The following is a 14,992-nucleotide window of genomic DNA, read 5'->3' on the forward strand; positions in this document are numbered from 1 at the left end:
AGTATAAATATTCACTGTTATGAAAAAAATTCTATCACTGCTGTGCATTATCCCATGCCTTTCCCCCATCGGAGCGGTTGGAGGATATAGCTCTCCAGCTCCTGTACTTCCGGGAATTGTGTTCCAGTCGGAAGTCATCATCACCGGCACCGTCAAAGATGAAAAGGGAGGTTTACTTCCTGGTGTTACGGTGCGGGTCAAAAACCAATCAATTGCCGCCGTTACCAACGAGTCCGGCAGGTATAGCCTAAAAGTGCCAAATCGTGATGTAGTACTGGTTTTCACCTTCATGGGATATGTAGCCCAGGAACGCAATGTGGGCAATGGTAACGTATTAGACGTTACCATGCCGGAATCTTCTGAGAGCCTTGGTGAAGTAATAGTAGTGGGTTATGGTACACAAAAGAAAGCTTCAGTTACAGGAGCTATTTCTTCTGTTACTACCAAGGACCTGTTACAATCACCGGTTGCCAATATCAGTAACTCCCTGGCAGGCCGTATGTCTGGCCTGCTTGCCCGGCAATCCAGCGGTGAACCTGGTCAGGATGGCTCAACACTCCGCATCAGGGGCGTGGGCACTTTCACAGGATCTCAGGAACCTTTGATCATGGTGGATGGTATTGAAGTATCCAATTACAACAATATAGACCCGAATGAAATTGAAAGTGTATCCATTCTGAAAGATGCGTCTTCCACAGCCATTTACGGCGTACGTGGTGCAAACGGCGTTTTGTTGATCACTACCCGCCGTGGTAAAGAAGGCAAACCACAGTTGAACTTCACTACCAATGTTGCGCTCAATAGCTTCGTAGATCTCCGCGAACCTATGAACAGCAGCCAATATACCCGTGCATATAACCAGGCACAGAAATATGATACCTATATCACAGGTGCCACATACAATCCTAAATTCAGTGATGCGGATATTGCCAAATACGATTCTGGCGAAGATCCCGTGATGTACCCTAATACGAACTATTATGATCTGCTGCTGAAGAAAACATCTTTGCAAACGCAGCAGAACCTTACCATCAGCGGCGGAACAGAGAAAACCAAATACTTCATCTCCGGAGGCCTGTTCAACCAGGAAGCACTGTTCAACAATGCAGGCCTGGATGCAGGATGGGATGCACAGATCAAATTCAAACGTTATAATTTCCGTTCCAACTTCAACTTCGACGTTACTAAAAAACTGAAGATCGCATTGGACCTCTCCCTGCAGAATGAAAACCGGAGAGGCACTAACGCCAGTACGAACAGGATCATCCAAAGTATAGGAGATGCACCACCATGGCAGTCACCAGGCATCCTGGATGGTAAAATTGTTACCCAGGGAAAAGACCAGCCGGTAAGTCCTGTAGCTGTTCTGCTGGGTGCAGGATATTCGAAAGAATACCGCAGTTACCTGAATGGTACAGTGAGAGCGGATTATGACCTGGACATCATTACACCGGGGCTCTCCGTTCACGGTAAAATATCTTACCAGAATTTTAACAGCAAGCGGGATACTTATGGCAAGAACGTAGTGACCTACACTGTTACCAGGTTGCCGGACCAATCGCTGCAATTCAGACCTAACAGCCTGGAAGAGCCATTCGGTTACTCCGAAGCGATTGCTAAGAACAGACGTACTTATACAGAAGCAGGCATCGACTATAACCGCACTTTCGGCCACCATGCTGTTACCGGTCTCATACTCTATAACCAAACAAAACTATTCGATCCCAACCTGGCCTTCCTGGTTCCGAATGGTTACCAGGGTGTGGTTGGGCGTATAACCTATGCCTACAAAGATCGTTACCTGGCTGAATACAATGCCGGTTATAACGGTACAGAAAACTTTGCAGAAGGCAGGCGTTTCGGCTTCTTCCCCGCCTACTCTGTGGGCTGGATACCTTCTATGGAATCCTTCTTCCCGCAGAACGACATCGTTACCTTCCTGAAGTTCAGGGCTTCTTATGGTGAAGTAGGGAACGACAGGCTGAACAATGCACGCTTCCTCTACCGCCCCACCTCCTACACTTATTCCTCCGGTTATTACTTTGGTGAAGTAGGTTCCAACTTTGCGCAATACACAACACCAGTAGAAGGCGCTCTGGGTAACGAACAGCTTACCTGGGAAAGAGCTGCAAAGAAGAATCTGGGGATGGAGATCAGGCTCTTCAAAGGCAAGTTCTCTGTAACAGCAGATTATTTCTCTGAAATGCGCAGCAACATTCTCGCATCCAGGCAGAACGTTTCTGTTATCACCGGTGCTACTTTCCCTCCATACAACTTCGGCAAAATGCAGAACAGGGGTGTGGATGGAGATTTCTCCTTCAATGACCACGTTGGAAATGTGCAATATTTTGTGAGAGGTACTTTCACATTCGCAACAAATAAGATCCTTGAAATGGATGAAATTCCACAGCCATATCCTTACCAGCAACGTACCGGACATCGCGCAGGACAATACTTTGGCCTGATCGCAGAAGGATTGTACAATAGCTGGGAAGAAGTGAACGATGCTAAAAGACCGGCATCTCTATGGAATAATAACAAGATCCAGCCTGGTGATATCCGGTATAAGGATGTGAACGGAGATGGTATTGTTAACGAGGAAGATTATGTACCTATCGGCTACTCCAATTTCCCGGAACAATTATACGGCCTGTCTTTAGGCGGAAGCTATAAAGGATTCGATCTTTCGATCCTCTTCCAGGGTGCTACCAAGGTAAGTACAGACCTTCCATCGCGCGCCAAGATAGCCTTCCCGCTGGATATCGGCGCTTACAATGGTCTGCTCGAAAGCTGGTCCCAGGAAAGGTATGATGCGGGCCTTCCCATCAGCTACCCTCACCTGGCCATTGGTACGGATGCACAGCAGCATAACTACAAAGAATCCAATTTCTGGATCAGGGATGCCAGCTATGTACGCCTCAAGAACATGGAGATAGGTTATACGCTCTCCGCCAATGCACTGAGAAGGATCGGCATCAGCGCCGCCCGTTTCTACCTGAACGGGAACAACCTGCTCACCTGGCACAACATGCCTCCTGGTATCGATCCGGAAGCGCCGGCCAGTATCAATGGTAGCGAGCCTTACCCAATTGTGAAAACAATCAACTTCGGTCTTAATCTTAAATTCTGATGATGAACCGAATTAACATTATAAAATATGCAGGTATGAAAAAGCTACATGCACTTTATTTACTGGGCCTGTTTAGTGTCCTTTCCTTCTCCTCCTGTGAGAAGAAATTCCTGGATAAAGCCCCTGGTGTGGACGTTACAGAAAATACCATATTCTCTTCCCAGACTGAACTGGAAATGTATATAGCCAGTATTTACCGGCACGGTATTCATCATGGTTTTCCTACGGAAGACAGATCACTTACCAATGCCGCCACTTATGATATGGCCGCAGGCGCTACAGATGAAGGAGAATTTGCCGCAGGCTGGCTGATCTCCCAACGCTGGAATTCCTCCAACATTACGGCAAGCGATATCGTGAATCTTGAAGATTACCGGTTCTTCCTTCGCTGGACAGCTATCCGTATGTGTAATATCCTGATTGAAAGAGCTGGTGATGTACCGAATGTTACAGACGCTTACCGCAACCAGGTAATTGGTGAAGCTAAATTCATCCGCGCGCTGAACTACATTGAAATGGTGAAACGTTATGGCGGTGTTCCCATTGTGGATAAACGCTTCCAGCTAACAGACAATTTTGATCTTGGCAGGAACACACTGCAAGAATCCTTTAATTTCATTGTAAGCGATGCTACTGATGCGGCAGAAAAATTACCGCCCACCTACCCCAGCACCATGCGCGGACGCGCTACAAAAGGGGCAGCGCTCGCACTCAAATCCAGGGCTTTACTGTATGCAGCCAGCCCGCTGTCTAATACAGCCCAGCCATATATGAGCCTGGGTGAAAATGATAAGTTCCTTTGTTTAGGCAACAATGATAAGAACCGTTGGAAACTGGCAGCAGATGCCGCCAAAGCAGTGTTGGACTGGGCACCTGGTGCAGGCATACACCTGATCACGGATAAAGGTACAACCGCGAATTACAGATACCAATGGACAACGAACGACAATGCAGAGGTCATCCTCGCCGCGAAAGTTTACGGCCCGCGCAATGCATGGGAAATACCCTGGGCAACGATAAAGCCGAATGTTCTGTTAGGCGGACGCCAGGGATGGGCAGGTTTAATGGCCACCTTTAACTTTGTCAAAAAGTATGAGAAGGTAGACGGTACGCCGCAAACATGGCCCTTGGCCGGTGGTAATGACCTCTTCCTGAAGATCAATGAACTGGACCCCCGTTTCAAACAAACCATTGCTTACCAAAACTCTCAATGGAACATCGAAGATCCTCAACTGGATTGCCGTACTACCCAAACGGGTTTCTGGATGCATAAAACGATCCCTTACGAACTGACCAATGGCGCAGCACAGGTACCTAACTGGCAACTGTTCCGGTTGGCAGAAGCTTATCTCAACTACGCAGAGGCGCTGAATGAGTTTAACGATGGCCCAAATGCAGATGCATATGAAGCTGTTAATGTCATCCGCAGACGCTCCGGTATGCCAGAACTTCCGGCCAACCTTTCACAGGAAGCATTCCGGGAACGTGTTCATCACGAAAGGGATATTGAACTGGCTTTTGAAGATCACCGGTTCTGGGATATCCGCCGCTGGATGGTTGCAGAACAAAATGGTGTAATGCAGGGAGATTTCTGGGGGCTGCAACTGAAAGCCATACCAGGAAGTTCAGAGTATAATTATGTACCCTACATTTATGAGCAACGCACTTTCCTGCGTAAGATGTACCTGCACCCTTTCATACTTTCTGAAGTGAACAAAGGCCACATTGTTCAAAATCCAGGCTGGTAATTGTATTCCTCTATCGTAAAAAGAATTCCATGAAATCAAGTATATATCATCTCTTTACAAGGCCGGCACGGCAACGGTTCGTGGCACTGGCATTCACCTGCTGCGCAGGTTTGAATGCTTCCGCACAAACAGTCCGCACAGATTCCGCAGAAATCGCTTATGGCCGGCAGCCGGCATGGATGGTGACAGGTGCTGTTTCTTCCGTAGTGGGCAGTGACCTGAAGAAAACATTTAACACCAATCTTGGCAATACACTTTATGGTCGTTTACCAGGCCTCACCGTACAGCCAGGCAGCAGTGAAAACGGCGGTAATACACCCGGGTTACTGATCAGGGGCGTTAACACCTTTGGCGGTGCAGGCACTAAGATCCTGATACTGGTAGATGGATTTGAAAGTTCCTTCGCACAACTCGTGCCGGACGAAGTAGCCACTATCACCATCCTGAAAGATGCGGCCGCTACTGCACTTTATGGTAGCAGAGGCGCCAATGGCGTAATGCTGGTGACTACCAAAAAAGGTGAACAAGGTATGCTGAAGGTTGGGTTCGGTGTACAATTCGGCATCAACAAGCCGGTTGCTCTTCCAAAAAACCTGCGGTCTTATGATCACGCCAGCTTATATAATGAAGCATTGCAGAACGATGGTAAAATACCTATATACAGCACCGCCGATCTGGATGCTTACAAGAACGGCAACGACCCTTACTTCCACCCGGATGTGAACTGGTACGATCAGATAATTCGCAAGTCTGCTCCCATGGCCAATTACAACCTTACCTTCAATGGTGGTAACGAAACAGTGCGTTATTTTGTAGCATTGAATGCGCTTACCAGCCAGGGTTTGCTAATTAAAGCAGGTGATGAGGAAGAAGAAAGCAGCAATTCTAAATATCAGCGTTACAACTTCCGTACGAACGTTGATATCAATGTAACAAAAAGGCTTACTGCTGCCATCAGGTTGGGCGGCTCAGTGGAAGATAATGCCAACCCGGTTGGTAATTCAACCGCTTCTGTGTTCCAACTGGCCTCCGCCATTCCTTCCAATGCTTTCCCCGTACGTTTACCGGACGGCAGCTTTGGTGGTAATGCACTGTTTGCGAACCCGCTGGGAAACATCCTGCAAACAGGTTCCTATACCGCTAACGGCAGAACCTTACAGGGATCTCTGCGTCTTACCCAACAGCTCGATTTCATTACAAAGGGCCTGAGCCTCTCAGGTGTTCTGGCAATGAATTCTTATTTCAACAGTTACTCCAACAAGAGCAAACAATATGAAAGGTTCTCCATTACCCGCAACAGTAACGGAGATACATTGATCACCCGCTTTGGACAAAAAACATCCCTGGCTGGTGACGAAAGCCGTTCTGACCAATGGCGCAACTATGCACTGCAAGGATTCCTGAACTATGACCGCACTTTTGGCGTTCATAATATTTCAGCGATGCTCATGTACAACCAGGACAGTTATTCTGTTTCCGGCGATGGCATGCCTTACAAACATATCAATGGCGGCGCACGTGTTACGTATGCTTACGATGAAAGGTATGTAGCGGAAGTGAATATGTCTTACATGGGATCTGAGAATTTCGTCAAAGGAAAACGGTTCGGGTACTTCCCTGCTGTGTCTGCCGGCTGGATAGCTTCCAATGAGAATTTCATGAAGGAGAGCAAGGTGATCACCTACCTGAAAGTACGTGGGTCTTATGGCCTTACAGGGAATGACCTCATAGGCGGACAACGCTTTATGTTCGACCAGTTATTTCCTTTTACCGCATCGCCTTACTTCGGTACCGGCAATACCGGTACAGCAGGTCTTGCTGAAGGCACACCTGCCAATCCAAATGTGACCTGGGAGAAGGAAACAAAGATGAACGTTGGCCTGGAAGCCAGTTTCATTGACCGTATCACGCTCAGCCTTGATGTGTTCAATAACAAACGCCGTGACATCCTTTCACAACCTTTTTTCACTGTTCCGCAATATGTGGGGGTAGACCTCCCTTTGCTGAATGTGGGTAAAGTGGATAATAAAGGCTTTGAAGCGGTTATCGGTTATCACAATGCACCGGAAGCCAACGTACAATGGTTTGCACAGGGAAGCGCCTCGTATGCTAAAAACAATATCACGTACAACGCTGAAGCCGTGCAGGTAGATACTTACCTCTACCGTACCGGAACTGCGGTAGGCCAGCCTTTTGGACTGGAAGCCATCGGCTTCTTCCAGGATGTGGCAGATATCAATGCCAGCCCGCGCCATACCTTCACAACAGTGCAGCCCGGTGATATCAAATACAAAGATCAGAATGGCGATAATAAAATTGATCAGAATGATGTAACTGCCATCGGCAAAACGTACCTCCCTACCCTTACCTATTCCCTGCATGCAGGTGTAAAGTACAAGGGCTTTGACCTGGATGCATTCTTCCAGGGCGTTAGCGGCAGTACTGCATCACTGGGTGCACAGTTCTATGCTTTCCAGAACAACGGGTCTGCTCCTGAAATGGCAAAAGACAGGTGGACGCCTGCCACAGCAGCAACCGCTACTTATCCCCGGTTATCTTCCGATAACAACCTGAATAATTACCGCTATTCTTCATTCTGGTTACGCGATGGCAGTTATCTTAAACTACGCAGCCTGGAACTGGGTTATTCCCTGCCGAAACAAACACTCTCCAAAGCAAGGCTGAACCTTGCAAGGGTATATATCAGCGGCAATAACCTGTTCTCGGTAGATGATATAGAAGGAGATCTTGATCCGGAAGCAATGGGCACCGGCTATCCGGCCCTGCGCACATTTTCTGCTGGTTTCAGGGTTGAGTTTTAAAAGAACAGCATCGCAATTCCATTATGCAACAAATGATTTAAAACATTACGGATGAAACATAATACTTTAATATTCGGTGTAATGGCACTCTTTCTGCTGAGTGCCTGTGAGAAGCTGGACCGTGAAGTGATAACAGGCACCACCGAAAAACAGGTGACTGAATCTTATCAGTATGCAGGCTACCGGCAGGCATCCCTTTATACAGATCTGCCGGAAGGGTTCCTTCAGGTAGACAGGGCCATGATGGCATCTGCCAACGATGAAGCAGAATTCACCAATGAAAATGCCAACGTACAGAAATTCAATAATGGCTCCTGGAATGCCTACGACAATCCAGACAATGCCTGGGGTAAATACTATAAAGCTATCCGGAAAGCAAACCAGTTCCTTGTTTCTATAGACAGCCTGAACCTGGACACTTACCGGCTGAGCAGCCTTCCTTCAGACCAGATCATATATCAGCAAAGGATCGTGGAGATCACCCGTTGGAAACTGGAAGCCCGCTTCCTCAGAGCTTACTTCTATTTTGAACTGGTGAAACGTTATGGTGGTGTTCCTATCTTCACCAGCGCAATGGGCGTAGAGGAAGACTTTTCCAATGTGCAAAGAAATACGCTCGAAGAATGCATCAATTTCATCGTTAAAGAATGTGATTCAACAGCAGTTGGATTACCTGCAAAATCTGCGGATGCAGATCTTGGCAGAGCCACCAAAGGCGCAGCGCTTGGTTTGAAAAGCCGTGTGTTGCTTTATGCTGCCAGTGATCTCTTCAACGATCCCACATGGGCTGGTGGTTACGATAAGCCGGAACTGATCTCCCTGCCTGCGGGCAATCGCACGCAGCGCTGGAAAGATGCTGCCAACGCTGCCAAAGCAGTGCTGGACATTGCAGGAGCCGGCTATTGGGTACATTGGGAATATGCTCCGCTCTTTAATACCTTTAATTCCCCTGAGATCATCCTCACGCGCAGGAACGGACCGAGCAATGATTTTGAGAAAGCAAACTTCCCTATTGGATATGATCTTGGCCAAAGTGGCAACACACCTTCCCAGAATCTTGTGGATGCCTACGAAATGAATGACGGTACACCGTTTGACTGGAATAATCCTGTACATGCTGCCAATCCTTATGCCAACCGTGATCCACGTCTGGGCTTAAGCATTACTACCAATAACGCCTGGTTTAATAGCCGTAGTGTAGAATTATGGGCCGGTGGCCGTGATGGAAAAGGTATTCCCCAGGCCAGCAAAACAGGATATTACCTGAAAAAATATCTCAGCGAATACACAGACCTGTTGCAGAACAGGACCAGTGTACATAGCTGGCTACTCATTCGTACAGCTGAAATATTCCTGAATTATGCGGAAGCCCTGAATGAATGTGAACCCGGCAATCCTGATATCAGGAACTATATCGGTTATGTGCGCGGCCGTACTACAATTGGAATGCCCAATATACCCGCCGGTTTATCCCAACCTGCAATGCGGGAAAGGATCCGCAATGAACGCAGAGTGGAATTTGCATTCGAAGATCACCGTACCTGGGATGTACGCCGCTGGTTACAAGGACCACAATATTTCGGAACGCCGCTCAGAGGAGTGGACATTACCCGGAATCCGAACGGCTCTTTCACCTACGTGCCAACCATCGTGGAACAAAGGGTATTTGAACCGAAAATGTACCTCTATCCTATTCCACAGGGAGACTTGTTCATTTCACCGAAAATTGCCCAGAACCCGTTATGGTAATCCAACATTAAAAAGTTAATAATGAGAAACAGATATATCCATCACATAAATAAACTGGCGCTGGTATGCGGGCTCCTGATATTTGCATCATCCTGCAAATACAAGGAAATTGTTGAAGCCAGCTATCCTGATCAAAAGGTCTATTTCCCTGCAGCCAGGGAGGGCAGGTTTATCATCAACACAGTAGCCGAACCAGGCAAGCCTTACCGCTATGTAGTAGATGCCGGCACTAAGAAATTTAATGTTCCACTCAGTGTTTTCCGTGGTGCTGTTAATAATTCAGGTGCATTCAGCGTCAACATCCATGCTGATAATGATACGATCAACAGCCTGATCACAGACGGTACTTTGCTGAACACCGTATTGCTGCCAGCTGATCAATACATCATTCCTGCCTCCGTGGATATGGCCAATGGCGCAGAACTGGCATCGTTTACAATCAGTATCAACCTGGATTACCTGGTGGCTAATCCAGGCACGCAAAAAGCGATCTGCCTCAGGCTTTCCGGAGGTAACATAACCACCAATCCTGCGATGGATAAACTGATAGTGATCATCGATCCCGCCGTCCTGAATCCGTAGCAGTAAAACCAAAAAGAAAAGGGGCATATCGAAATCCGATATGCCCCTTTTTATTGTTATAAAGACCTGTTATGGTTTACTTCTCAACTGTGTTGTACGAATGCCAGCCGGTTGTAACCCCGGGAGGTTATTCGCAGGCGTAGTAAGATAAAAATAAGCCGTTGCAGACAGGTCATCAGAACGATAGAAGTTAGTCCAGGCATCCTGTAAAGAAGGATCTGCCAGCGATACCACACTATCCTTGCTGAATAACAAGTTCATTTTTGCGTGGCTGCTGCCAATTGTTACCGGTATAACTTTCGCTTTACCTTCCTGCTGAACAGGCAACACATTTCTTTTGAAGTCTCCCCCGATCTGCTGCAAAGTTATACGGCAATCCTGCGCAAAGAATACAGGATCAGGAATATGGAACCGGTAAAACGACCACTGCTTGTTAGGCCAGTCATCTACCAGGCAACCGGAATATTGGTTCGCAAACCACCCCTGCGACCATGCTGTACCAATATAATCTTCGGTGCCTGTGCCCGCCAGCGTTGGCAGATCTTTGTCTCCATCGATGAACATCTTCACCTCTCCCTCACCCCACCAGGTCATGTTATAGGCCGGATTGGCATTCACGCCAACATTCACCCCCAGGAACCGCCCTTTCCCCTGCACCTGCGGCAGCAATTCAAAATCCTTCCCTGCAGTTGTAGCAGTATCCCGATGCCAGTATGCATGAAAATACATAAACTGTTCGTCCCAATTTTTCAAATACTGAAAATTAACATCGAAGAAAAAATGAGTTAGTTTATTACCCGATTCATTCGTCACTACGATCTTTGCTCCTTTACGGAAAGGCATGGGAATGTGGCAGAGAAAAGAACGGCCTTCAGGACTGGCAAACAGCGCATTTTCAAACTTTGCCATCCGTCCGAGCCCTACACTAAAGAAATCACCCAAAGGCACTGTAACAGCAGGTTTTGTTTCATTATCCCAATACATTTCAAGTTTCAGGGAACGAAGCATTTCGGGAGAGCGGTCATTGATCGTGATCCAGATCCTGTTTACAATTCCCTGCCCCTGCACATTCAGCAACACCAGGGATCCTCCGCCGTTGATGCTGTCATACGGATGACCTTTTGCCCCATGATTTGCGGATGCGCCTTTCCCCTTTTCAGCACCTGCGTTTTCAGGACTGCTCCAGCGGGTTTCCGCGCCTTCCGAATAAGTAAACAGGTTACCCGGATAAACATTGTCAGGCGGCTGCGGTTGGTTACAGGCTATCATTCCCAGTAACAGCATACATAAAACAGTGGTTACTTTCATAAAAAAATGTCTAAATTTTTAGTCGAAAAATAAAGCCCCACCGTTAAATCAGACAATATCCTATCACCCGGCGATAAGTGATTTTAAGTGGTGAAATGGTGGGGCTTTTATGTTATCAGGCCTGGTTAGTTAACGTACGTGTAGGAGTTGCCCGTAACGCTTACACCCGGAAATGTTGTTACTGTTCCTGAACTGGAACCCGTAACCGTACTGGTAAATTGGTTAAACCCTATATTATGCGATCCCGTGGCGTAAACAATTATTTTCACATCGTAAGTACCGGTATTAAATGGCCCAAAGTTAACTGGTGCCACACCAGGCAATATTGTCTCCCGCATCACCATTACAGGTGTAAATGGAGTAATATACTCATACAGTTCTACTACGCTGTAAACCGAAGAATTATTCACGGCAGTAACAGAAAAAGGAGCAAATGCAGCAGTTCTTTCACCTGCGCGGATATTGTCCATTGGAACAATAGCAGCAACGAAAAGGATAACAATAATTAATAGTTTTTTCATAACTCTGTTTTAAAGTAAACCGGGAAATATAATAATTGTCATATCAACACTTAACAACAGTCCAATGTAAGTACAATTTCTTACAGAAGAAAGCTTAAAAACAATTATTTGACAGGTGGTTTACAGCGAAGTATAATGCAACACAGATAATGCTGCATGGCCATTCTCATTCATGTTATTAAAAATACACTGAAGTACCTCAGCAGTAGGCTCCCATTTCTGTGCTATTGCATACCCCATGCAGATAACTTTCTTTTGTTCTCTTAACCCGGAACCCATACTTCAAAACCCTAAACAACCCAAAATGAAAAGAGTATTACTCCTGCCCCTATTCATGCTGCTATGCGTGACCGCATTTGCGCAGCCAACAGGTTATGTGCCCGGCACCCAGGTATGCTGGAACTTTAATGGCCGTGACCATGGTTATTTCAGAGCCGCAGGCAATGGTGAACGCCATGTCCTTGTTTTCTTTACCGGACTCGGACAAACGAACTGCGGGAATTATGAAGAACATTCGCCGCAAAAAATGCTGAGAGATTCCATTCCCGGACTTAACTGGGACGGCCGCACGGTGCGTGCGCCGGGTGATACCATTGTATGGGAAGTATTCACCGTACAGAATAATACGTATGTGACCACAACAGTATATGATATCAATTATTTCTTTACACATATCGCCCCTATTGATACTGCGGACCGCACAAAGTTCCATATCGGGGGAGTAAGCCTTGGTGTTGGCCGTATGTGGGAATACTTAGGCAATGTCTGGAATGAGACCAGTCCTTACCATAAGATCTTTTCCACTACTATCAGCGAATCCACCACCCTGCAGGACCATAATTTCGGTTCCATCGTACCTGCCAGCTACGGTAAGCGCAACTGGGTATGGCATGCCAGGCATGATCAGCTTGGAGATACGAGATATCAATATGGTCAGAGCTTATATAATGCATTAGGCGGCACTTCCAAACACTTTACATTACTGGAAGATACGCTTGCCGGCCACAATGCTTATACCTGGGACAGCTGCCTGGCACTTACGGGAACGGATACCTTAACTAACCGCTGGTTATGGATGGTGGCTAAAGCCGATACAGTTGTTCCTCCTATTGTTTGCCCCGATCCCGGTGGCGGCCCTGCTGGTTATGTGCCGGGAACACAGGTGGTATGGCAGTATAACGGCCGCTCTCATGGCTACTTCCGTGCTAAAAGATGTGAAGGTGATGAAAGACATATCCTCATCAGCTTTATTGGTGATAGCGTAACAGATAGCACCAACTACCAGAGTGAATCTCCGCAGAAACTGCTGAATGACCTTGGGCCTAACTGGAACGGTCGTACGGTAAGGGCGCCGGGCGATACCATTGCATGGGAAATACTCTCTATCCCTTACAACAGTGGGTACTGGCTGCCTAACTACGCCAGCGATATCAATTATTTCTTTGCTAATATTGAAGCGATAGATACCACAGATCACAGTCGTTTCCATATTGTTGGTGTAAGCGGAGGTGTAGGCCGGATGTGGGGTTATCTTATCAATGACCAGTCCCACAACAGTCCGTACCGCAACATTTTCTCCACCACCATCAGCGTGGCCACACATTGGTTCTCCAGCTATACTCCCCTTGCGGATTACAGTACAGGCAGGCGCCACTGGGTATGGCATGGTGCGAACGATTCAAGCGGAACAAATCCACCGGCCGCCTCCACCGCATTATTTGGCGTGCTGAATGGGGAAAAGAAACTGACTATGCAGGCAGGTGCAGGGCACAATTATGTTACGGTAGACAGCTGTTTCAGCCTTGCAGGTACAGACAGCAGTAACAACCGCTGGATCTGGATGGTACAGCCGGATACATCAGGCGGTAGCCTGTTGTTGGGTGGTGAGCAACTGGCCTACCAAAAAGCATTTGTGGAGAAGAAAGCCTTCAGCCTCTATCCCAATCCAACGAGCACTTATGTGACGCTTAACTTTGAAGCATCACCCAAAGTGAACTATAGGGTAACCGTGCTGGACCTGAATGGCAGGATCGTACATATTGAACCTAACGTGAAGGGACCATTGTACAAACTGGACGTATCCAAATTGCGGAGCGGGCTTTATATCCTGCAGCTGGAAGGCGGAGGCACTAAAGTGCAGCTAAAATTCATTAAGCAATAATACATTGGAATTCCGGGTGGGGCCGTCTCTGAAAAGGGACGGCCCTTTTTTTATTTCATGGAATGAAGTTGAATAACATTTCCTTCTGTATCCTCAAAAGCTCCTAAACAACCAAAAGAAGGAGATACCTGTTTTTTAGGCATGATCACTTTCCCGCCTGCTTTCTCCACACGGTCTAATACATCCCCCAGGTCATTACCGCCATTCAAAACAATCTTGATCCCAATGTTTGCAGGCGTATAGTCTGCTCCTTTTACAATGGCAGCACCAATGCCGCCAGCATCCCGGTCATGCGGCAGAAAACCCATCTGATTAGGACCAGCCATGATATCCGGCATATCATAATCGTAAATAGTGCTGTAGAATTTCTTTGCCCTGTCAAAATCGGCGACGGCAATTTCTACCCAGAATATTGAATCTTTGAATAGTTTCATATGTTTAACAATTGAATTGACGGAGGTGATGGTCTGAATGTTTAAAAGCAAATAACCCTATTTCTTCTTTTGTGAGTTTACCAAAGAAGGGATGAATAATGCTATGGTCTGTTAACCGCCCGTATTCTTCGATCAGGTTGATCCATTTCTTTTTATCCGCTGCAAAATCACTCTGCACGGGTCCTTTAATAGCTAAAGGGCCTGCGGGAACGTTCTTGTCCATGGGCTTATCATTCTTAAAGAAGCTTTTCTTCACCAGCTTGCCTAATAGCAAACCAAGGAATTCCCGCTTGTAATGTGTTTTGCCCAATGTCATTTCTTCCCATAATGTACAGTGCTTCACCATCTGGTGAACATTCATTTTCCCCCACGCGGCGGTATTGTTTCCATTGAGCATCTGAGCCCTTTGGATCAATGCATCCCTGATTGCTTTGTCGAATACTGTTCTCATAACATTCGCTTTATAACACAAAGGTATTGTCTATATTTGGGGTTCACGGGGTGTGATATTGACATTTTGCAGGGTTGTTTTAGACA

The 14,992-nt window shown here is 46.9% G+C and carries 10 protein-coding genes; 6 read left to right on the plus strand and 4 right to left on the minus strand.

Annotated elements, in window-relative coordinates; translation table 11 throughout:
• The first annotated feature begins 19 nt into the window (after nucleotides 1–19).
• The 5 genes from GFS24_RS08710 to GFS24_RS08730 are packed head-to-tail and all read left to right on the plus strand — an operon-like array spanning nucleotide 20 to nucleotide 10,031.
• Nucleotides 20–3,130, plus strand: a complete 3,111-nt coding sequence (locus GFS24_RS08710) for a TonB-dependent receptor (protein ID WP_153659183.1) — start codon at nucleotides 20–22, stop codon at nucleotides 3,128–3,130.
• A gap of 35 nt (nucleotides 3,131–3,165) precedes the next feature.
• Nucleotides 3,166–4,878: a RagB/SusD family nutrient uptake outer membrane protein gene (locus tag GFS24_RS08715; protein WP_153659184.1), complete on the plus strand. Its 1,713-nt coding sequence runs from the start codon at nucleotides 3,166–3,168 to the stop codon at nucleotides 4,876–4,878.
• 29 nt (nucleotides 4,879–4,907) lie between these two features.
• The gene (locus tag GFS24_RS08720; protein WP_153659185.1) at nucleotides 4,908–7,700 is read left to right on the plus strand and encodes a TonB-dependent receptor; all 2,793 of its coding nucleotides are present in this window, start codon (nucleotides 4,908–4,910) and stop codon (nucleotides 7,698–7,700) included.
• A 51-nt stretch (nucleotides 7,701–7,751) separates the two neighbouring features.
• On the plus strand, nucleotides 7,752–9,449 hold the full coding sequence (locus GFS24_RS08725; RefSeq protein ID WP_153659186.1) for a RagB/SusD family nutrient uptake outer membrane protein: 1,698 nt from the start codon (nucleotides 7,752–7,754) through the stop codon (nucleotides 9,447–9,449).
• 21 nt (nucleotides 9,450–9,470) lie between these two features.
• A complete protein-coding gene (locus GFS24_RS08730) occupies nucleotides 9,471–10,031 on the plus strand; it encodes a DUF1735 domain-containing protein (RefSeq protein ID WP_153659187.1) in 561 nt (186 codons plus the stop codon).
• A gap of 69 nt (nucleotides 10,032–10,100) precedes the next feature.
• On the opposite strand, the gene GFS24_RS08735 is transcribed toward GFS24_RS08730, so the two are convergent.
• Entirely contained in the window at nucleotides 10,101–11,339 is a 1,239-nt protein-coding gene (locus GFS24_RS08735) for a glycoside hydrolase family 172 protein (protein ID WP_216647375.1), read from the minus strand.
• 125 nt (nucleotides 11,340–11,464) lie between these two features.
• Nucleotides 11,465–11,860, minus strand: coding sequence for a hypothetical protein (locus tag GFS24_RS08740; protein WP_153659188.1), 396 nt, complete (start codon nucleotides 11,858–11,860; stop codon nucleotides 11,465–11,467).
• A 304-nt stretch (nucleotides 11,861–12,164) separates the two neighbouring features.
• Between GFS24_RS08740 and GFS24_RS08745 the strand changes: the two genes are divergently transcribed.
• On the plus strand, nucleotides 12,165–14,021 hold the full coding sequence (locus tag GFS24_RS08745) for a T9SS type A sorting domain-containing protein (protein WP_173003018.1): 1,857 nt from the start codon (nucleotides 12,165–12,167) through the stop codon (nucleotides 14,019–14,021).
• Between the two features lie 50 nt (nucleotides 14,022–14,071).
• Here the strand turns inward: GFS24_RS08745 and GFS24_RS08750 are convergent, their stop codons facing one another.
• Together GFS24_RS08750 and GFS24_RS08755 are read right to left on the minus strand one after the other, a co-directional pair.
• Complete coding sequence (locus GFS24_RS08750) at nucleotides 14,072–14,455, minus strand: VOC family protein (protein WP_153659190.1); 384 nt, start codon at nucleotides 14,453–14,455, stop codon at nucleotides 14,072–14,074.
• A 4-nt stretch (nucleotides 14,456–14,459) separates the two neighbouring features.
• Nucleotides 14,460–14,906: a DinB family protein gene (locus tag GFS24_RS08755; protein WP_153659191.1), complete on the minus strand. Its 447-nt coding sequence runs from the start codon at nucleotides 14,904–14,906 to the stop codon at nucleotides 14,460–14,462.
• Nucleotides 14,907–14,992 lie beyond the last annotated feature (86 nt).

This window comes from Chitinophaga sp. SYP-B3965, assembly GCF_009647655.1.
In the GTDB taxonomy this organism is placed as follows: domain Bacteria; phylum Bacteroidota; class Bacteroidia; order Chitinophagales; family Chitinophagaceae; genus Chitinophaga.

Bases quoted from the DNA above. Each gene is read 5' to 3' on its own strand.
- GFS24_RS08710 (WP_153659183.1), top strand. From the start codon at position 20: ATGAAAAAAATTCTATCACTGCTGTGCATTATCCCATGCCTTTCCCCC.
- GFS24_RS08715 (WP_153659184.1), top strand. From the start codon at position 3,166: ATGAAAAAGCTACATGCACTTTATTTACTGGGCCTGTTTAGTGTCCTT.
- GFS24_RS08720 (WP_153659185.1), top strand. From the start codon at position 4,908: ATGAAATCAAGTATATATCATCTCTTTACAAGGCCGGCACGGCAACGG.
- GFS24_RS08725 (WP_153659186.1), top strand. From the start codon at position 7,752: ATGAAACATAATACTTTAATATTCGGTGTAATGGCACTCTTTCTGCTG.
- GFS24_RS08730 (WP_153659187.1), top strand. From the start codon at position 9,471: ATGAGAAACAGATATATCCATCACATAAATAAACTGGCGCTGGTATGC.
- GFS24_RS08735 (WP_216647375.1), bottom strand. From the start codon at position 11,339: ATGAAAGTAACCACTGTTTTATGTATGCTGTTACTGGGAATGATAGCC.
- GFS24_RS08740 (WP_153659188.1), bottom strand. From the start codon at position 11,860: ATGAAAAAACTATTAATTATTGTTATCCTTTTCGTTGCTGCTATTGTT.
- GFS24_RS08745 (WP_173003018.1), top strand. From the start codon at position 12,165: ATGAAAAGAGTATTACTCCTGCCCCTATTCATGCTGCTATGCGTGACC.
- GFS24_RS08750 (WP_153659190.1), bottom strand. From the start codon at position 14,455: ATGAAACTATTCAAAGATTCAATATTCTGGGTAGAAATTGCCGTCGCC.
- GFS24_RS08755 (WP_153659191.1), bottom strand. From the start codon at position 14,906: ATGAGAACAGTATTCGACAAAGCAATCAGGGATGCATTGATCCAAAGG.